Origin of the sequence: Bradyrhizobium sp. 160 (assembly GCF_023073735.1) — a bacterium.
GTDB lineage: Bacteria > Pseudomonadota > Alphaproteobacteria > Rhizobiales > Xanthobacteraceae > Bradyrhizobium.
On sequence record NZ_JADPKD010000036.1, the window covers coordinates 41,159 to 59,335 of the forward strand.

Annotated in this window: 15 protein-coding genes and 1 pseudogene; 5 read left to right on the forward strand and 11 right to left on the reverse strand. The window is 60.5% G+C overall.

The window, feature by feature from the left end; genetic code table 11:
• The first annotated feature begins 7 nt into the window (after positions 1-7).
• The 4 genes from relB (at position 8) to IVA98_RS16355 (ending at position 5,133) form a co-directional block, all read left to right on the forward strand.
• Entirely contained in the window at positions 8-592 is a 585-nt protein-coding gene (gene relB / locus IVA98_RS16340; RefSeq protein WP_247355201.1) for a type II toxin-antitoxin system RelB family anti-toxin, read from the forward strand.
• Complete coding sequence (locus IVA98_RS16345; RefSeq protein WP_247355202.1) at positions 585-1,820, forward strand: type II toxin-antitoxin system HipA family toxin; 1,236 nt, start codon at positions 585-587, stop codon at positions 1,818-1,820. Before relB ends, IVA98_RS16345 begins: the two co-directional genes overlap by 8 nt.
• Before the next feature lie 580 nt (positions 1,821-2,400).
• On the forward strand, positions 2,401-3,180 hold the full coding sequence (locus tag IVA98_RS16350; RefSeq protein ID WP_247355203.1) for a class I SAM-dependent methyltransferase: 780 nt from the start codon (positions 2,401-2,403) through the stop codon (positions 3,178-3,180).
• 15 nt (positions 3,181-3,195) lie between these two features.
• The gene (locus IVA98_RS16355; RefSeq protein WP_247355204.1) at positions 3,196-5,133 is read left to right on the forward strand and encodes a B12-binding domain-containing radical SAM protein; all 1,938 of its coding nucleotides are present in this window, start codon (positions 3,196-3,198) and stop codon (positions 5,131-5,133) included.
• A 126-nt stretch (positions 5,134-5,259) separates the two neighbouring features.
• On the opposite strand, the pseudogene IVA98_RS37665 reads toward IVA98_RS16355, so the two are convergent.
• The 6 genes and pseudogenes from IVA98_RS37665 to IVA98_RS16385 all read right to left on the reverse strand — a co-directional run.
• A pseudogene (locus IVA98_RS37665) lies at positions 5,260-5,571 on the reverse strand (hotdog family protein); the annotation flags it as partial.
• A 105-nt stretch (positions 5,572-5,676) separates the two neighbouring features.
• Positions 5,677-6,846: an NADH:flavin oxidoreductase/NADH oxidase gene (locus tag IVA98_RS16365; protein ID WP_247355206.1), complete on the reverse strand. Its 1,170-nt coding sequence runs from the start codon at positions 6,844-6,846 to the stop codon at positions 5,677-5,679.
• Positions 6,847-7,023: 177 nt separating this feature from the next.
• The gene (locus IVA98_RS16370; protein WP_247355207.1) at positions 7,024-8,235 is read right to left on the reverse strand and encodes an ABC transporter substrate-binding protein; all 1,212 of its coding nucleotides are present in this window, start codon (positions 8,233-8,235) and stop codon (positions 7,024-7,026) included.
• 69 nt (positions 8,236-8,304) lie between these two features.
• Positions 8,305-9,477, reverse strand: a complete 1,173-nt coding sequence (locus tag IVA98_RS16375; RefSeq protein WP_247335916.1) for an NADH:flavin oxidoreductase/NADH oxidase — start codon at positions 9,475-9,477, stop codon at positions 8,305-8,307.
• A 51-nt stretch (positions 9,478-9,528) separates the two neighbouring features.
• Positions 9,529-10,740 carry a CaiB/BaiF CoA transferase family protein gene (locus IVA98_RS16380; RefSeq protein ID WP_247355208.1) on the reverse strand — a complete coding sequence of 404 codons (1,212 nt, stop codon included), beginning with the start codon at positions 10,738-10,740 and terminating at the stop codon, positions 9,529-9,531.
• 16 nt (positions 10,741-10,756) lie between these two features.
• Positions 10,757-11,602 carry an amidohydrolase family protein gene (locus IVA98_RS16385; protein ID WP_247355209.1) on the reverse strand — a complete coding sequence of 282 codons (846 nt, stop codon included), beginning with the start codon at positions 11,600-11,602 and terminating at the stop codon, positions 10,757-10,759.
• A gap of 440 nt (positions 11,603-12,042) precedes the next feature.
• Between IVA98_RS16385 and IVA98_RS16390 the strand changes: the two genes are divergently transcribed.
• Entirely contained in the window at positions 12,043-12,780 is a 738-nt protein-coding gene (locus IVA98_RS16390; protein WP_247335925.1) for an IclR family transcriptional regulator, read from the forward strand.
• A gap of 749 nt (positions 12,781-13,529) precedes the next feature.
• Here the strand turns inward: IVA98_RS16390 and IVA98_RS16395 are convergent.
• The 5 genes from IVA98_RS16395 to IVA98_RS16415 are packed head-to-tail and all read right to left on the reverse strand — an operon-like array spanning position 13,530 to position 18,140.
• Positions 13,530-13,985, reverse strand: a complete 456-nt coding sequence (locus tag IVA98_RS16395) for a VOC family protein (RefSeq protein WP_247335928.1) — start codon at positions 13,983-13,985, stop codon at positions 13,530-13,532.
• A 17-nt stretch (positions 13,986-14,002) separates the two neighbouring features.
• Positions 14,003-15,766 (reverse strand): MOSC and FAD-binding oxidoreductase domain-containing protein, encoded by a 1,764-nt coding sequence (locus tag IVA98_RS16400; RefSeq protein WP_247355210.1) that lies wholly within the window; start codon positions 15,764-15,766, stop codon positions 14,003-14,005.
• Positions 15,767-15,820: 54 nt separating this feature from the next.
• Positions 15,821-16,684, reverse strand: coding sequence for a DUF427 domain-containing protein (locus IVA98_RS16405; protein WP_247355211.1), 864 nt, complete (start codon positions 16,682-16,684; stop codon positions 15,821-15,823).
• 9 nt (positions 16,685-16,693) lie between these two features.
• Positions 16,694-17,587 carry an alpha/beta fold hydrolase gene (locus IVA98_RS16410; protein ID WP_247355212.1) on the reverse strand — a complete coding sequence of 298 codons (894 nt, stop codon included), beginning with the start codon at positions 17,585-17,587 and terminating at the stop codon, positions 16,694-16,696.
• Positions 17,553-18,140 (reverse strand): TMEM175 family protein, encoded by a 588-nt coding sequence (locus IVA98_RS16415; RefSeq protein WP_247355213.1) that lies wholly within the window; start codon positions 18,138-18,140, stop codon positions 17,553-17,555. The genes IVA98_RS16410 and IVA98_RS16415 overlap by 35 nt, the downstream gene beginning before the upstream one ends.
• Positions 18,141-18,177: the final 37 nt, after the last annotated feature.

The window sequence follows — 18,177 nt, forward strand, 5'->3', positions numbered from 1 at the left end:
GCATATCATGGCTTACTCTACTGACGAACTTCTGCATACCCTCCGGACGGCCCGTGGGGCCACCGGCTTGAGTCAGCGCGATCTGAGCGCTCGGATCGGAGTACCACAGAGCCACATTTCCAAAATCGAAAGCGGCGGCGCCGATCTGAGGCTCTCCAGCCTCGTCGAGCTTGCGCGCGCGCTCGACCATGAAGTGGTTCTGGTGCCGCGTAAGCTTTTGCCGGCGGTTGAGGCTATCGTCCGGAACGCTTCGTCTGCACTATCCGATGACGCGCGTTTGCGCTTGAGCGTGCTGAACCGCGCGCAGGCAGCCGTAACCAGGCTAAATCGATTGCATCAAGATGCGCCGGGCCTGGAAGGCCTTAACCAAGCCTTACGCGAACTCGCAAATTTCCAGCTCGGAAGCTCAGAACTTGAAGCGATCCGGCGCATCACCGACCGGATAATGAAGCTGCCAATGGGTCCGAACGCGCTCCCAGTGATTCAGAGCGCCTCAAAGCAATTGAGAGAGTTGCGCAACCGCATCGCTCACGCCGTGCCGGAGGCGCCGCGCCCGGCTTACGCACTCGACGAGGAGGAGGACGATGCCTGACGTTTCCGTCCTCGATGTTCTGCTGTATGGGGAGCAAATCGGAACCCTGACACTCGTCCAAGGCACCCGAACGCTATTCGCCTTCAACAAGACGTACATCGACAATCATGAACGACCCACGCTGAGCCTCTCCTTCAAGGACCAGTTTGGAAAGCTGCTGACGGACATTCCGCCCACAAACACGAGAGTCCCGCAGTTCTTCGCGAACTTACTGCCCGAAGGCCCTCTTCGTGACTATCTCGCCAAACAGGCAGGGGTGAACGAGAAGCGCGAGTTCTTCCTACTGTGGGTCCTGGGTCAGGACCTGCCCGGGGCGCTGACGATCCGTCCGGCAGACGGCGAAGCGCTGCCTCCGAGTGGAGACAAGCAAGCCGATGAAGCTCGAAGTAAACGCCGGAGCAACGTACTGAGGTTCTCTCTCGCTGGCGTGCAGCTAAAATTCTCGGCGGTGAAGAACGCCGGAAAGAACGGCGGCCTGACCATTCCGGCAGAAGGTGTCGGCGGCTCGTGGATCGTGAAGCTTCCGTCCGAGCGATATGCAGCCGTGCCGGAAAACGAATTCTCGATGATGACGCTGGCGGCAAGGCTAGGCATGAACGTGCCGGAAGTGCAGCTCCTCGATCTGGATGCCATCCAAGGACTTCCCGAGGGCATCGGTCATCTGAAGGGCCGGGCATTGGCGGTCCGGCGTTTCGACCGAACAGAAGCCGGACCATTCCATATCGAGGACTTCGCGCAAGTATTCGGCGTGTGGCCCGAAGAGAAATATAAACGCGCAAGCGCAAGAACCATCGCGACGGTGATCGGCGTCGAAGCAGGCGACGACGCAGCGGCGGAGTTCGTGCGCAGACTAGTGTTCAATACACTCATCGGCAACGCCGACATGCACCTGAAGAATTGGTCGCTGATCTATCCCGACCGCAGAACAGCTACGCTCGCACCCGCATACGATTTCGTCTCGACCATTTCTTATATCCCGGACGAGTTCGCGGCCATCAAATACGCCCGAACGAAACGGATGAGCGAGTTCTCGTTCGACGAGCTCCGCTATCTTGCTGCGAAAGCGCGACTTCCCGAGAAGCTGATCGTCGATACGGCGTCCGAGACGGTCACGCACTTCCGGGATGGATGGGCCGCGGCGAAGAAGGACTTGCCCATAGACACGAAGATCGCTGAGACTATCGAAACTCACTTGAAGGGCTTGGCTCTCCTATCAGAAAAAAGCTGAACGCTCGGCTTTTCGTTGCTTCACTACAAAGGCCAATCGAAATGCGAGTACAGGAACGGCTTGCCGCCCTCACGATCCGTCTCCTTTGCGTCGGGCCTATATCCGCTCCGTTATGGGATCAGGTCCAAGTGGATGACGCGAAAATCCGGATCATTGGCCGGAAATCGGTTCTGGAAGTGATGGGCGGCGCGGCTACGACAGAGGGAGTGCTCAGTTTTTTCGGAAGTGGCGCGCCGGACAGAATGAAACTGAGAACTCCTATGTCATTGTAGCTGCAAGGAAATTCCAGACTCAAGGAAAGCGCGGCCGCAGTTGCGCGCGCGCTTGAGAGCTCACGTTCAAGGGGGCGGTAGCGGAGGGGAGTTTTGACCCAATCCCCGCAGCGGCCGACATTCTGCTATGAGACGCCTTGTAAGATCTACTCGCCAAAGCGCTTCTCCTCGGAGCTCGGTCTGCCAAGAGGCAGACACCGCCATCCGGCGCTGGTCGAGCGGCCGAAACCGCGGTAGAGTACCGCAACTCGGGGGCCCCATTGCATGGGGGCGCTAGACCGGCTTTAGGGATGGGAGGACAGCGGTCAATGGCCGAAGACCTCTACGAGCATCCGGACGTTTACGATCTTGCCTGCTGCTCCTTCCGGAACCTGCAGGAAGAGCCTGATGGCTTGCACCGCCTATTCCAAAAATTTGCGTTGATACCGGTCCGGAGTGTTTTGGAACTCGGCTGCGGTCCGGCACCCAACGCTGGAGAGTTTGTAATCCGCGAATACAACTACATTGGACTCGATATCTGTTCCTCAATGCTGGAATACTGTCGACGAAAGCACGCTGCACTCGGAAGTGCGGCTCAGTTCATTCTTGCAGATATGCGTCATTTTTCGCTGCCGCTGCCGGTCCAAGCAGTTGTCATCATTGCCGGCTCCTTCCTTGCAGGCGATGCCGACGACGCGCTCGCTATTCTGAACTCGGTTGCGCGCGCGCTCGTACCGGGCGGCCTTGTCGTTTTTGATTCTTGTATTCAGTGCCCTCGAACCGATCCGATGGAGTCTCACTGCTACGAATTGCATGTGGGCGCGCGTAGGTTGTCAGTTATGACGGGGCCCCGCCAATTTGACGTCGCCCGCCAGACGGTCGACTATGAGCTTTTCGTCGCAATGAACGAACGGGGACAGAGAACTCAGTACCGCTCCATAGATCACTTCCAGCTGTTCTACCCTCAGGAGTTTCGGCTTTTGGTCGAACGCTCAGGTCAGTATGAGTTTCTTGATTGGTGGGACGGCTGGGACCTCACTCATCGGCTGGGGGGCGTCGGACCAATGAAACGGCCGATCCTTGCCCTGAGACGGCTCAACTCTCATTAAGGCAAGGGATGCGGTATGCTCGACACAACCCTCGGCCGCCCGCTAGCAAGGACAGATGTTGCCCTGATCCTCTGTCCGACCTTCACCCTAGGTACCCCGCCTCTCGCACTTGCGTCGCTTCAGACCGTCTTGCGTGGCGCAGGTTTCAAGACGAGCACATATGACCTCGATTTTGCTCTGATGCGGTATGATGCGGCGATGTTCCGCGCATTCTATGCCGTATACAACATCGGCCACCGCGACGACGTTCAGCACGTACAATTTGTCGTGCGACCTCAGTTGACGCTAATGTCGCTGTTTCCCGAGCATTATACCGATGCCGACAAGGAAACTCTCCGCGGCGATCTCGAAATCGTCGCTCGCCTTGAGGAGTTCCTATCAAAATGGGCTGCTGTCATCGCGAGGTGCACTATCCGCGTCGCAATGTTCTCTGTTTACGCAAGCAATCTGCTACCCAGCCTTTTGCTCGCGAGAGCATTAAAGCGGATTGATCCGACTATAGGGATTGCCTTCGGCGGTCCAGGGGTAGGACTGGCGCAAACACAACACTTCGTGCTGCGATTTCAATGCGTAGATTGTTGCGCGACCGGCGAGGGGGAAGCAATAGCGTCCGTACTGGCAAGGGTACTGATGTCGGGAGAACTACCGAAGGATGTTCCCGGCGTCAGCTGTCTTGTGAATAACGTGTTTCAGCGAAACGCTCCCTTACCACTGCTCAATCTTGACGAGTTACGGACGCCAGACTTCGACGGGCTCCCCCTGCCTGGCCACCATGTTACGCACTATCGGTCCAATCCCAATTTGACCTCGCGCTGGTACGGCGTTGCTCTGCCCGTGGCCTCGACGCGGGGGTGCGTAAAGAGATGCACGTTCTGTGCCGAGCAAAGTTACTGGCAGCGCTATAGACTTCGGAAGGTGGACGCTGTCGTTGCTGAGATCGCCGAACTCAGCGAGACCTGGGGCGTTCGCCTTTTCCAGTTTTGTGATAGCCTCCTAAATGGCAGCCCTCGATGGATCGAGGAGTTTTGTGAGAAAGTTGCGCCTCTCAATGTACAATTTGCATGGGCATACTTTCGGCCGACAAAACTGCCCCGGCACCTGCTCGAGAAGATAGCAAAAGCAGGTTTTCGCATTCTCTATTTTGGGATGGAGACCGCTAGCCAGGCGTTAATTGACCGAACTGAGAAGGGCACGGACGTAGCGGAAATTCGGCAGGTCATACTTGATACGTTGGCCGTTGGTCTCCACGCAGACATTACGGTCTTGTGCGGCTTCCCTGGAGAGACGCAGGAGCACTTCATGGAGTCGGTGCGCTTCTGCCACCAACTGACTCAGCAAGTTCAAGATGAACTCGGTCATGAGGCGCTGTCCCGACTAAGCATAGATGCTGGATCAATCATACGGGTGGAACCGTATGCTCGGATGTTTACGTCTCCTTCCGAGTTTGGGATCACGCTCCAGCCATTTAAGCCACGGTTGCCCAGCGGGCTTTCTCATTTCGCGGATGCTCTAGCTGATATCTCTATCCGATGGACCAGTGACCTCCCGGTCCAGGAGAAGTCCCTGCGTTCCGAGTTGCTTCAACAATTCGTCTACCGAGCGCCTGGAGTAAATTTCAGAGAGGAGGTTGAGGACTTTGCACTGAATGATGCAACTATTCTGAAGCCGACTGACAGATCCGCTCGTATCCTGAGGGACGACAGGAACCGGTACTATTTGGTTTCGAAAGACCGCGTGCGTGCTGAGTTGAGCGATACAGCTGCTCTGATTTGGGAGCTCTCCGCTAGCGGATTGAGCATTGGTGAGATCAGACGCCGCTTCGAGAGCGCCAACGGGCATAGCGACACGCCAATCCCTCTCGAGCGGATGTACTCCCAGTATCTCACCGCCGGACTCGTCTACGTGGAAGACTTCGACGGCAATAGCGAATTGGAGACGATCACTGTCTCCTAGAGACGATGAGGTGTGACAATGGCGACCGGAGACGACAAGCAAAAGACCGAAGGAACGGAGGATGCCACGAATTTTGAAATCAATGAAGCCGATGCTGCGGCCCTGCCGAACGACCTTGCCATGGGTGCGGTACAGGCCGGGATGCGCCGGAAGCAGGAATGCGACCTTGATCTCCAGGCTCGCGACCGTGATCAGGTATTCACCGCGCAGCAAGCTGGCGGTCGCCATGGCCGCATCGAGCCAGCCCGTGACGATTCCACCTTGCACGATGCCACCCTTGGGATGGCCTTCAGTGGAATGACAATGCCGCGGCTCGGCATGCCATTCGATCACGACGCGATCGCGTGTCTGATCGTAGGCGACAGCGCCGACGCCGAGCAACTCCCAAGCCGCTGGCCGCCGGGCCTCGGTCTGCTTGATCAAATCTTGGTACGACATGTCTGGTGATGGCTCGCATTGCTGGATGTTCACGAGGCGAGCCGCAGCACGCTCCGCAAGCAATCAGCACAGGCAATGTCGCTGCGCAACCACCCCCGGCGGTTATCAGCTATCCGCCGCGATGCCTTTCTGCCATGTGGAGTGATTTCCGCCAAAGCCGCGGCGGGCCCGCTTTTCGAGCCAGTAACCCATTTGCGGCGGGACCGCGCTGAAAGTCGGGTCGACGCCGAGTTTCTGCGCCGCATCCATCGCCCAGTTCGGGTTGTGGATGAACTCGCGGCCGACGGCGACGAGGTCGGCCTTCGTGTCCTGAAGGATCGCTTCGGCCTGGTCGCCGTGAATGATGAGACCGACTGCCATGGTCATGATATCGGCTTCGCGGCGGATATAGTCCGCGAACTGGACCTGATAGCCGTACTCGTTGAGGCGGAAGAAGTTGGGGACCTTGCTGTTGAGCCCGCCGGTGCTGCAGTCGATGACATCGACGCCCTTCGTCTTGAGGATGCGCACTAGCCTGGCGTTCTCCGCCGGACCCCAGCCGGCCTCGTCCTCTATCGACAGGCGGACGAACAACGGCTTCGACGCCGGCCAGTTGGCGCGCACGGACTCGGCGACCTCGATGGCAAACCTCATGCGGTTGGCTTCGCTGCCGCCATAATCGTCCGTGCGCTGGTTCGCTTCGGGCGAGAGGAACGAATGGATCAGATAACCATGGGCGGCGTGCAGCTCGACGACGTCGAAGCCGGCCCGATCGGCGCGCGCGGCCGCCTTGCCCCAGGCGTCGATCGCATCGGGAATTTCGCTGCGCTCCAGCGCGCGGGGCGTGAAATAGCCGTTGCCGAACGCAAGCGCGCTCGGACCGATCAGGTCCCAGCCGTCAACGTCATCGACGTCAGCAAGGTCCCGGGCGGAGAGGGTGCCATCTCCCTCCCAGGGCCGCCGGGCCTTTCCTTTCCGGCCGGTATGACCGAGCTGGATGCCGGCTGTGGCGCCGTTCGACTTGATGAAGCTCGCGATGTCACGGAGCGGAGCGATGAACTTGTCATCCCAGATGCCGAGGTCTCCGACCGTTCCGCAGCCGCGGCGCTCGACCTTGGTCGACTCCACGATCACCATGCCGGCGCCGCCTGCGGCGAACTTGCCCGCGTTGGCGATATGCCAGGCGGTCGGAAAGCCGCGCTCCGCAACGTATTGCAGCATCGGCGGGACCACGATCCGGTTCTTGAATGCGACGTCCCGAATGCGTAGCGGCGAGAACAGCAGCGTTTCGTTCATCCCGGACTCCCTTGTTTGTTGCGGGGAAGATTAGGGGGCCGGTGTTCGCGTGCCAATGCGTGTCACTGACGGCGCAGCATTTCCATGGATGTGAAAAGGGACGCACGTTGACGACATCCGCGAGCGCCAGGCGGCAGCACTGCGTCCGCCGCCCGGCTTTCTCACAATACCTGGCGATCACGACTTCTTCATCAGCGAACACTTGCTTTGTTCGCGCGGAATGTTGGCGTCTTCGGCCGGGACGGTTGCGACGACGTCATAGAAATCCCACGGCGTCTTGGACTGCTCCACCGTCTTTGCCCGCAGCAGATAGTAGTCGTGGATGTGCATGCCGTCTTCGCGCACATAGCCCTTCTCCGAGAAGAAGTCGTTCACGGGCATTGAGCGGAATTTTGCTAGTACCGCAGCGGTGTCGAGCGTGTCGGCCGCCTGGACAGCCTTCAGGTAGTGCATGGTCGCCGAGTACATGCCGGCCTGAACCATGGTCGGCATGCGGCCGACCTTGTCGAAGAACCGCTTCCCGAACGCGCGCGAGGCATCGTTGCGATCCCAGTAGAAGGCTTCCGACGTGTACAGACCCTGCATGTTCTTCAGGCCGACCGACTTGGCGTCGGTGATCTGAAACAGCAGCGCCGCAACTTTCATCTTGCTCTTGAGACCGAGCAAGCCGAATTCGTGAGCCTGCATCAGCGAGTTGGAGGTATCACCGCTGGCATTGGCGAGCGCCAGCACATTGGCGCCGGAGCTCTGGGCCTGCAGCAGGAAGGAGGAGAAGTCGCTGGTGTTGAAGGGGTGGCGCACCGAGCCGACGACCTTGCCGCCGTTCGCTTTGACCACAGCCGAAGCATCCGTTTCGAACGCATGACCGAAGGCATAATCGGCCGTCAGGAAGAACCATTCGTTACCGCCTTGGTTCATCAAAGCCTTCGCTGTGCTGCGCGCCAGCGTGTTGGTATTGTATGTCCACTGGAAAGTGTTGGGAGAGCACTTTTCGTTGGTGATCGTCGAAGCGCCCGCCGACGACACAATCATCATCTTGTTCTTGTCGCGGACGAGGTCCGCCAGGGCCAGCGCGACCGCGGAGTTGCCGATGTCGAGAATTACGTCGACGTTTTCCGTATCGATCCAACGCCGCGCGATTCCCGAGGCGATATCGGTCTTGTTCTGGTGATCGGCGAAGGTGAGCTCGATCGGCTGACCAAGCAGCTTGCCGCCAAAATCGGCGATCGCCATTTTGGCGACTTCGACCGCCGCAGGCCCGGCGGCATCCGCATATTGCCCCGATTGATCGTTGAGCACGCCGAGCTTGACCGGCTTCGATGCAGGCGCCTGCGCGTGAGCCGAAGCAAGGCTCAGGAAAACCATCGATGCTGCCAGCGCACTTTTCATTTCTTCACTCCCTTTGGAAATGTCTGTTTCTTGAACTTCGATCGCGACGAGATCCGCGCGAGCGAGGTCTTATTCGGCCGCCTCGCGGTATCGCTCCACCGCGTCCAGGCTTTCGCCATTTGCTCGAAGGGCGCCGCCCCATTTCGCCAGCCACCAGCCATATTGCTCGGGCCATTTTTCGAAATTGCCGGTCAACCCGAAATGCTCTGCGGCGTGGAGAGCCCAGAACGGATCGTAGAGCATCTGGCGGGCGAGGAAGATGAGATCGGCCCGCCCGTCCTGCAGGACTTTCTCGGCGAAGTCAGGGGTCCGGATCATGCCGACGGCGCCGGTCGCAATGTCGGCGTCACGGCGAATGCGTTCGGCAAAGGGTACCTGGTAGCCGGGACCGCGGCCGAGATTGGCATTGGTCGATCCGGCGCGCAGATTGCCGCCCGTCGAACAGTCGACCAGATCGACGCCCAGCTTTTTCAATTCGCGGGAGAAGACAACGCTGTCCTCGATCTCCCAACCGCCGTCGATCCAGTCTGTCGCGGATATGCGCACGAACAACGGCGTGGATGAAGGAAGCGCAGCCCTTACGGCGCGCGTCACTTCGAGCGGAAAACGCATCCGATTTTCGAGCTTGCCACCATATTCATCGTTGCGGAAATTGGCGAGCGGCGACAGGAACGATTGCAGCAGGTAGCCGTGCGCCATATGAAGTTCGATGACGTCGAAACCCGCGAGCACCGCGCGCCGCGCGGTCGCGACGAAGGCATCGCGCACGCCCTCGAGACCTTGCTTGCTGAGAGGAATAGGGGTCTGAAAACCATCGGAGAACGCGACATCCGACGGGCCCGTGGGCACCCAGGTTTCCTCGCCCATCTCGATATCGCGGTCGGTCAGATGGCTGTTGCCCCGGAACGCGCGCTGCTGGCTGGATTTGCGTCCGCCGTGATTGATCTGGATCGCGGCTTTTGAGCCTCCGGATTTGATGACATGAACGATCTGGCGCATGCCGTCGATCTGGCCGTCTTCCCATAATCCGGGATCGCCGTTGGTGATGCGCCCCTTCCGGCTGACCGATGTCTGCTCTACGAAGACGAGACCGGCGCCGCCTTGGGCGAACTTGCCGTAGTGAACCAGATGGAACGGCGTGACGTAACCGTTCACGGCCGAATACATCCCCATCGGCGAGACGACGATGCGGTTGCTCAGCTCGACGCCACGGAATGCGATGCTTTCAAACAGCTTGACCATTGTGATCTCCCCCTGAATTCGCGGACCGAGACATTCGCCCCTCGATGTTCGTCATGCTTGTGCGATGGCGCCGGCGCGGCGGAGCGCATCGATCTCGCCGTCGGACAGGCCGAGATATTGCGACAGCACTTCGCCATTGTGCTGACCGAGACGCGCGGACGGGATGTAGTCCGGCGCCGCTGTATCATGCAGCACTAGTGGACTGCGATGAACGAGGATGTCGCCGTATTCGGGGTGGGCGATCTCGCGCAGCATGCCGCGGGCGTGGAGATGCTTGTCTTCGGTCACCTCGCGCAGGTCGCGAACCGCGGCGCAAGGAACCCGGTTGGCGCGGCAGAGCTCGGTGATCTCGTCGCGCGTGAGCTGCGAGGACCAGTCGGACACCATCTGGTCGGTCAGGTCGATGTGCTTCAAACGGTCAAGCACCGTCTTGAAGCGCACGTCGTCGGCCAGTTCCGGCCGCCCCATCGCGCGCGTCAGTCCAGTCCAATGGGATTCGTTGACGCTGATGATGGCGACGTAGCCGTCGGATGCGGGGTAGACATTATAAGGCGCCTCGGCCAGTCCGCCGTGACGGTTGCCCGTGCGGGGAGCCGCCGCCTTGCGATTGAAGACATCGGCCAGATTCGAGGCCATTGCCGGATAGACGGTCTCGACCATCGCGATCTCGACCAGCCGGCCGCGGCCGCTCTTCTCACGGTCGTAGAGCGCGGTGAGGATGCCCGCGTAAAGATGTACGCCGCTGATGAAGTCGGTGATAGCCGGGCCGGCCTTGACCGGCGGACCATCGGAAAAGCCCGTCACGCTCATGATACCCGAGACGGCCTGCACCGTCAGGTCCATCGCCAGATTGTCGCGGCTCGGACCCGACAGGCCGTAGCCGGTCGCCGAGCCGTAGATCAGCCGCGGATTGATCGCGCTGAGCTCGGCATAGCCGATGCCCAATCGATCGAGCACGCCCGGCGCGTAGTTCTCAATCAGCACATCGGCCTTCGCCGCGAGCTCCTTCAGGACCCTGACTCCATCAGGCGACTTCAGGTTCAGGCTGATGTTGCGCTTGTTGGCGTTCAGCATCGCGAAGGGGACGGCGTTGCCCTTGCTGATGCGGGCGCGATGACGCACCGGCTCGCCGTTCGGCGGCTCGACCTTGATCACGGTCGCACCGGCCTGCGCCATCAGGAAGCCGGCATACGGACCCTGATACACCTGGCCGAGGTCGATGACGATCACGCCGTCGAGCGGCAATGTTTTGTTATTGTCCAAAGTGTCCCCGGTCCTGTCAGAAATTGTAGAGCCGCGCCGGATTGACGATCAGGATCTTTCGGCGGGTGGCCTCATCAGGTACGCATTCGTGCAACAGACGAAGCAGGTCCTGGAGGTCGGGCATCGTCTCGGCGCTGTGGCCGACATGGGGCCAATCGCTGCCCCACGCGACCTGGTCGGGCCCCGCCTGAACGATGGCGCGCATGAAGGGCGCCGTGTCCGCATAGGGACGGCCGATGCGCGTGTTGCGGTCGGCACCGGATATCTTGGTCCAGTAACGCCTGGTCTTCAGCCGGTCGGTGAAGGCCCGGAAATCCGGGTGCTCGTGGCCCTTGTCAGCCATCGTCCGTGACATGTGGTCGATCACGTAGTCGAGTGGCAGCTTCTCGAGTTCGGCCGCGGCGGCGGCCAGATCCGAGCTCTCGATCCAGAGCTGGGCGTGCCAGCCGCGCTCCGCGATGCGAGGGGCGAGCTTGACCAGATCGTCGTAGCTGGTGCCGAGCGTCGAGACTGGCTTGCCGTCCTGCCGGATCATGGTCACGCGCACCGCCTTGAAGCCGGCGTCGGTGAGTTCATCGAGCCGCCGATCCGAGACGTCAGGCCGCAGGATCGCGACGGCGCGAAGCCTGTCGGGGTAGCGACGCAGCGCGTCGTAAGTGACGGCGTTGTCGTCTCCCGAGCCGACCGCATGGACAATGACACCACGCGTAATGCCGAGCTTGTCCCAAATGGCAAAGGCGTCTTCGATGGTGAACGGCTTCGCGGCGGTAAATCGTCCCTCGTCTCCCTGCGGAAAGCGATCGAAGGGGCCGTAGATGTGAAAATGACAATCGCAGCTGCCTTCAGGCAATCTGTAGTCCATGCAAGCAAATCCCTGTTCGGTCCTAATGTTGCCGGCGTGGCCCGGTCAGCGTCACCGACGTGAATGCAACGGTCGGCATCGAGGAGAATGGTCGCGAGGAGGTTCAACTTGGCGACGGGACGCCCGCGCAGCGGCCGATCGACATCAGTCGATCGCAGCATTCGATTCCCGACTCCATGACGTTCTCCCTGCGCCCACCGGTGGGTGGGACGTTGTGTTTTTTGAGCGGCTATGACGCCGAGGCCTTGTCGACCGGGACGAACACTAGGAGCGGCGCGGCTCAGAGTCCATCCATTACATATATGTAGTTCTATTTCCATAGATATGGAAAAGTGGTTGCGAATGAGGCCGGAGAATTGGTAGTGCTGCGCAACGCTCGGGGACCGCTTTATCGAGGAGCCGTCCCAGAGCGGGGAAAGTTTTCCACATACGTGAAAGTGATGGATTCCAGCATCAAGTCGGCCAAGCGGATCTTCGAAGTCCTCGAGTACTTCGAGGATGTGAAGCGCCCGATCTCACTCAAGGAAGTCGCGACGAAGTGCGACTATCCGACGTCCAGTGCCGCGGCCTTGCTTAAAAGCATGGCGATGCTCGGATACCTGTTCTACGACAGCTACAATCGCACCTATATGCCGACGATGCGCATTGCGCAGATGGGCCGATGGCTGGACACCGGGCTCTTCGGCGACAGCGCCATCCTTGCCTTGGTTGATTTCGTTCATGGGAAGCTCGACGAGCTTGTAAGCATCAGCACACAATCTGATCTGCATGCTCAGTACATTCACGCCCTGCAAACCAGCAAGCGCCTGCGCTTCGAAGTTAAACCCGGTGATGTCCGGCCGCTTGCGATCAGCGGAATCGGACGCACGCTGCTCAGTGGTCATACCGACGTCGAGATTGAACGGCTCCTGCGCCGCATCAATGCCGTTTGCCCGCCGGAAGAGCACTTCGAACTGAAAGCGTTGATGAAGATAATTAACGGCATCCGGCGCGACGGCTACATGTTTTCAAAGCACATCATCGTCCAGGATGCGGGTGTGATTGCAGTCCTGCTGCCAAAGCGCGACTTTGGACGCAATCTGGTCCTCGGTGTCGGCGGGCCGGTCTCCCGTCTTGAGGAGCGGCAGGACGAAATCATAGCTTGTATCCGCGAAGGTGTTGCGCGGTTCCTGGCGTGAACTCGGATGATGGGCGCGCTCAGAGACCTTGAATGAACACTCGCGTTCGCCGCGACTCCAGATTCAGCCTTGAGCCCGCACCGAACCAAGAAGAGGGCGTTTTCTGGCGCGGAGCTTTCCTCCACTGCTGCCGGACGGCAACGGGACGGGCACCTTTCTGTCTTTGACGGTATCTGAAATCTCCGTGCCTGTGAGCCTGTATCAGTCTTGGATACGCAAGCGAGGGGCGATCCTGTCGATAGACCCCAATAGGTAGCGGAATTGCCAGCGCTTCGGGTCGATGAATTTTTCCTGTGAATTCAAGAGCAAAAATTTGCAGCGGGTATACCGGCGGCATTGGTCCGTCGGAGTTGAGAATTTCTTCTTAGAAATCAATGACGAGCCGGCGTGCTAAACGATCGAGTGGGAGTAGTGGTAACGGCTGCTACCGCGTGGTTTGGCGTACGTTTTGTTGAGGGCAGTCCTCCACTTCCTTTCATAGCCGGGCACTCTCCAAAGTTGTGACTTTCATTTAACCTGATCGCGGTCAGACTTTCATCTTGCTTTCGCCAGGTGCGTACTGTGGCGCATTGCAACGTGCAGAAAGGTCGGAGCTTGGGGCCCAAGGCTCAGTTGAAGGGAGGCAGCTCTCGGCGCAAGCCGGTCGTTCGGCCGGTCCCGGATGTCTCAGAAGGGCCATGAGGGCGTGTCGGCATTCGGCAGCGCGTCCTGATGGGCTATCAGCGATTGGCTCGGGGCTCGACAATTCCCTACGAATTTCGGTAGCCCCGTTCCTGCAGCACCCAGCGATTGCCATCTGCGTCCGAGAAGTCAGCGAAACTTGCGTAATCCCTGCGCGCAGGGTCGAGCCCCGCCGCAAAACCTCCGTTCCAGGCGTCAATGGGAGACTTGTGCCGAATTGCACTGACCGCGACACCGCGTTCTAGCAGGCGCCTCCGCGCTGTCTCGAGGTCGGTCACCACGAGGTAGATATTGCGTAGAGATCCGGGGAGTGCATCGGTCAGTCCCTGACCGATTTGGATCGAGCAGCCGGAGCCCGGCGGTGTGAGCTGCACCACGCGGAAAGAATCGCTCGGCGCATAATCGACATCAAGCGCAAAGCCAACCTGATCGACGTAGAATCGCAGCGCACGATCAATATCGCTTACAGGTAATGTGATGACCTCAACTGAGTACTTTACGACCTCAGTATTTTTTGTACTCATCGCCTGACCTTTCCAAATCATAGATCGATAACGATGTCGCCCGTCGGCCGCGAGCAGCAGATGAGCAGGTTGCCTTCCGGCGGCATGTCGAGCGGCTGCAGTTCATAGGCGACCGTGCCTGATATCAGTCCGCTTTCGCAGTTGTGGCAGACGCCGGTCCGGCACGACCAGCGCACCGGTACGTCGCAAGCCTCGGCGAGATCCAGAATATTTTGATAGGCCGAAGCGTTCCAGTGCGCGGCGATGCCGCTGCGCGCGAACGAGACCATGGGGCCGGTATCGGCATCGTCGGCAGGCGGATGCGGCGCGGAGGACGCTCCGCTGACGATGCCTGGATTGAGCGACTCGCCGCCACTGAAGATTTCGATGCGTTGGCGCTCCGGCGCCACGCCATAGGCGGTCAGCTCCACTTTCATGTCCGTCATGAAGCGATTGGGCCCGCAGATGTAGACATCGGCCTCTCGCGGCATGCTTACCGCATCGAACGCCGATCGCGACAGGTGACCGGCCGCGTCAAAATCCTCGCCCATCCTGTCACGCGGGCCGGGCCGGCTGTAGCAGACATAGAGGCGGCCTTGCGGGAGCGCGCGAATCAGGCGGCGGACTTCAGCGGCAAAGGGATGGTGCTGCTTGTCGCGCGCCGCATGCAGCCACAGGATCCGCCGTGTCGAGCGCGCCTCCGCCAGCGCGGACAGCATCGCCAGCACCGGCGTTGCGCCGATCCCCGCGCTGAGCAGCACCACGGGCCGCTCGCCGGGTTGCAGCAGGAAGCTGCCGCGTGGCGTCGAAACGTCGATGATATCGCCTGTTCGGACATGGTCGCGCAGATAGGCGCCCGCAGCTCCGTTCGGCTCGATCTTCACGCTGATCCGATGCCGCTCCGTCGAAGGCGGACCCGATAGCGAGTAGCTGCGGAGCAGGGGCGGGCCATCGCCGGCCGCTCGCAGGCGCAGCACGACATACTGACCGGGCTGTGCTGGCGGCAGCAGCCGGCCGTCCGGATCGCGCAACGACAACGAGAGCACGTCGGCGGACTCCTGATCGATCGCGGCGATTGCGAGCCGGCGAAATCCTGGCGCGACCGGATGTGCGGCCGACGCAGGCGCGAGCCCCGCATTACCGCCTGCGCTGCCGGTCGCCTGGCCCTTGAGCAAGGCCTCGAACGACCAGCGCCATCCCGGCGAAAGCGCTCCGATCCGCAAGGCGCGCTCGAGGCGGTCGCGCGGATGCTCCGACGAATAGAGCAGGGCGTTGATCTCGGCGACGGTCATGCGCTCCTCCGCCTCGCCGACCTTGACGATCGCGTCGCCGGCACCGACCTCGCCCTCGGCGAGGACGCGGAAGTAGAAGCCCGGCCGTCCACTCGAGGTCAGCAGGGCCGGCATCCGCGGCTCGCCGACCCGGATGCCTACGCGATAACAGGTCACGCGTGGCTGCGTGACCTCGAACTGCGCGCTGCCGATGCGGTAGCGGTCGCCGATGCATACGGCGTCGTCCGGCAGGCCTTCGATCGTGAAGTTCTCGCCGAACTGGCCGTGGACGAAGTCGGTCCGCTGTAACTGATCCTGCCAGTGGCGATAGGATTCGATCTGGTAGACGAACACGGCGCGCATCTCGCCGCCATGACCGGCGAGGTCGCCCTGGCCGTCACCGGCGACATTGAGCCGGCCGACCTTGCAGCGGCCCTGCACCGGATCCTTCCAGATCCCGGTGTGCACCGTACGGCCCTTCCACGCGATGTCGCGCGGCAGTCCGACATTCACCGACAGCAGTCGCGCCATGTTCTGCTCCGCTTGAGATGGGTCTGCCTCGCGGCACGGGCTGCGCGTGGCTGCTCACGCGCGGGCGAACTCTTCGACATCGAGGTTGCGGTCGGGGCCGTGCGGCACCACAGACTGGCCCGGCTCGAGACGCAGCTGAACGCCGTCGAGATGGACCGTGACCACGTCAGGCTCGAACGAGACCAGGTTGACGATGCGGCGCACCTCGGGATAGGGGTCGGGATATGACCAGGCCGCCTGACGCGTGTCGCCGATGGAGAAGTAGCTGCACAGCCCCTTGTAGGGGCAGAAGGTCTGCAGCTTCACCGGCGCGAGCGCCGCTTCGTCGATGTCCTCGCGCGGAACGTACCAGCGCGGCGCAAAGCCGGACTCGTAGAGCACCAGCGGCCGCTTGGTGTCAGCGACGACGCGGTCGCCGTGGCGGACCACGAGATTGCGCGAGGCCTGGCGAATGTCGATGCGGTGGTAGGGATCGGCGGCGTGACCGACGATCCGCTCGTCTTCCTCGTAGAACGCATCCATCGCCCGCCAGGCGAAGGCGATGCGCCCCTGCAGATCGCTGGCGTGGGCCGGCAGGCCGGTGTGCTGCCATGCCCCGCGCGCCGCAACGTGCTGCGCGTCGGCGCGGACGTTGTACCAGGCGGTTGCTCCGAGATCGGCGTGTTGGGTGACTTGCTCGGCGCGCTCGAGGACGCGGGGCGCGATATCGGCCTCGGGGAAGTAGGCGACCGGGTAACGGGCCGGCTCGAACAGGAGCAGCACGTTTTCGCTGTCGCCGACCCAGGCGCCGCCGAAACGCACCCGCATCCGCCGGCGCAGCCGCTCGACATAAAGCAATCGCTTCGGCAATGGTTCGGGCAGGAGGAACCGGCCGACCGCGCCCGGTGACAGCGGGCCTTGTTGCCAGGACAATCCCATGAGTTTCTCCTAATGCTCGAGGCCCTGAGACATTTTATGTTGTCCCGCTTGGTCACCCAAGAAATCGTTGATGACTTTCGCGATTTCAGTGCAGTGCGTCTCCAGCGCGAAGTGGCCGGTGTCGAAGAAGCGAACCTTTGCGTCCGGAATGTCTCGCTTGAACGCTTCGGCGCCAGACGGGAGGAAGAACGGATCGTTCTTGCCCCACACCGCCAAAAACGGCGGCTTATGTGTCCGGAAATATCGTTGGAATGAGGGATACAGCGCGACATTGCTTTTATAGTCGCCCAGAAGGTCGAGCTGAATTTCATCTGCTCCGGGACGAGCCAAGTAGTAGTTGTCAAGGTTTCGGCCGTCCGGCGATACGATCGTGGGATCGGGTACGCCCTGCGCGTACTGCCAGGCCGTCGTTTCGGGTGTGAGAAATGCGCGAAGCGCTCTCCGGTTCGCTTGCGATGAATTCTCCCAGTACGCTCGGATCGGGGTCCACCCGTCACTGAGACCCTCTTCGTAAGCATTACCGTTCTGTGAGACGATCGCTGTGATCCGCTCCGGATGACGGACGGCCATTCGAAAGCCGGTCGGCGCACCGTAATCGAAAACATAAAGAGCGAAGCGATCGAATTCGACTATCTCCGTAAAGCGCTCAATCACCCGAGCGATGTTCTCGAATGTGTAAAGAAACTTCTCTCGCGCTGGCATCTCAGATTGGCCGAAGCCGGGAAGGTCCGGCGCGATCACGTCGAACCTTTCGGCAACAAGCGGGAGCAGATCGCGGAACATATGGCTTGCGGTCGGAAAACCGTGCAAGAGAAGCAGCTTCGGCGCGCCCGCATTCCGCGCTTCGCGGTAGAAAATCCTGATGCCGCTAACTTCGACTGTCTTGTATCTGACCGGACTCATCAGCCGCTCCTATTATTCGCGCTGGACTCAGGTAAACGAATAGACAAAGGCAGATCAGCACCATGCCTGCGATCGGATAGCGAAGCGCTGCGATTCCTGCGGCGGCGAACACCGCCAGCGTCGCAAACGAGCGCATACGCATCATCGATCGGACTCCCGGCTCAACCTTGTGAGGCGCGGACCTGTCGACGGCCTCGAGGCACAGCAGCAGATACGTTAAATTGACCAGAAAGAAATCGCCCGCATAGAACGCGACGGCGGCGGCGCTCAATCGAGTGGTCGCGATCCATGCGGTGGCGAACGGGATCAACGAGACGGCGAACAGATGCGCAAAGTTTCCCCAAATTAAGCGTTGTGTTGCAGCATCGGGAAATCGCAATAGGTGATGGTGGTTTACCCAAACGATTGCGATGAATAGGTAGCTTATCGTGTAGCTGATTGCGGTTGGCCATAGTTCCAACAATGCTCCAAAGCTGGCCTCCCTTGGAGGGTGTAGTTCAAGCACCAGAATCGTGATGATCACGGCGAATACCCCATCGGAAAAGGTGTTCATCCTATCCGGCGTGGCTGTCTCTCTATTCGCCATCGCC

Excerpts from the sequence above, each read along its gene's own strand:
- IVA98_RS16385 (WP_247355209.1), bottom strand. The coding sequence starts at position 11,602 with ATGGACTACAGATTGCCTGAAGGCAGCTGCGATTGTCATTTTCACATC.
- IVA98_RS16350 (WP_247355203.1), top strand. The coding sequence starts at position 2,401 with ATGGCCGAAGACCTCTACGAGCATCCGGACGTTTACGATCTTGCCTGC.
- IVA98_RS16410 (WP_247355212.1), bottom strand. The coding sequence starts at position 17,587 with ATGAGTCCGGTCAGATACAAGACAGTCGAAGTTAGCGGCATCAGGATT.
- relB (WP_247355201.1), top strand. The coding sequence starts at position 8 with ATGGCTTACTCTACTGACGAACTTCTGCATACCCTCCGGACGGCCCGT.
- IVA98_RS16345 (WP_247355202.1), top strand. The coding sequence starts at position 585 with ATGCCTGACGTTTCCGTCCTCGATGTTCTGCTGTATGGGGAGCAAATC.
- IVA98_RS16390 (WP_247335925.1), top strand. The coding sequence starts at position 12,043 with ATGGATTCCAGCATCAAGTCGGCCAAGCGGATCTTCGAAGTCCTCGAG.
- IVA98_RS16415 (WP_247355213.1), bottom strand. The coding sequence starts at position 18,140 with ATGAACACCTTTTCCGATGGGGTATTCGCCGTGATCATCACGATTCTG.
- IVA98_RS16400 (WP_247355210.1), bottom strand. The coding sequence starts at position 15,766 with ATGGCGCGACTGCTGTCGGTGAATGTCGGACTGCCGCGCGACATCGCG.
- IVA98_RS16365 (WP_247355206.1), bottom strand. The coding sequence starts at position 6,846 with ATGAACGAAACGCTGCTGTTCTCGCCGCTACGCATTCGGGACGTCGCA.
- IVA98_RS16395 (WP_247335928.1), bottom strand. The coding sequence starts at position 13,985 with ATGAGTACAAAAAATACTGAGGTCGTAAAGTACTCAGTTGAGGTCATC.
- IVA98_RS16375 (WP_247335916.1), bottom strand. The coding sequence starts at position 9,477 with ATGGTCAAGCTGTTTGAAAGCATCGCATTCCGTGGCGTCGAGCTGAGC.
- IVA98_RS16405 (WP_247355211.1), bottom strand. The coding sequence starts at position 16,684 with ATGGGATTGTCCTGGCAACAAGGCCCGCTGTCACCGGGCGCGGTCGGC.
- IVA98_RS16355 (WP_247355204.1), top strand. The coding sequence starts at position 3,196 with ATGCTCGACACAACCCTCGGCCGCCCGCTAGCAAGGACAGATGTTGCC.
- IVA98_RS16370 (WP_247355207.1), bottom strand. The coding sequence starts at position 8,235 with ATGAAAAGTGCGCTGGCAGCATCGATGGTTTTCCTGAGCCTTGCTTCG.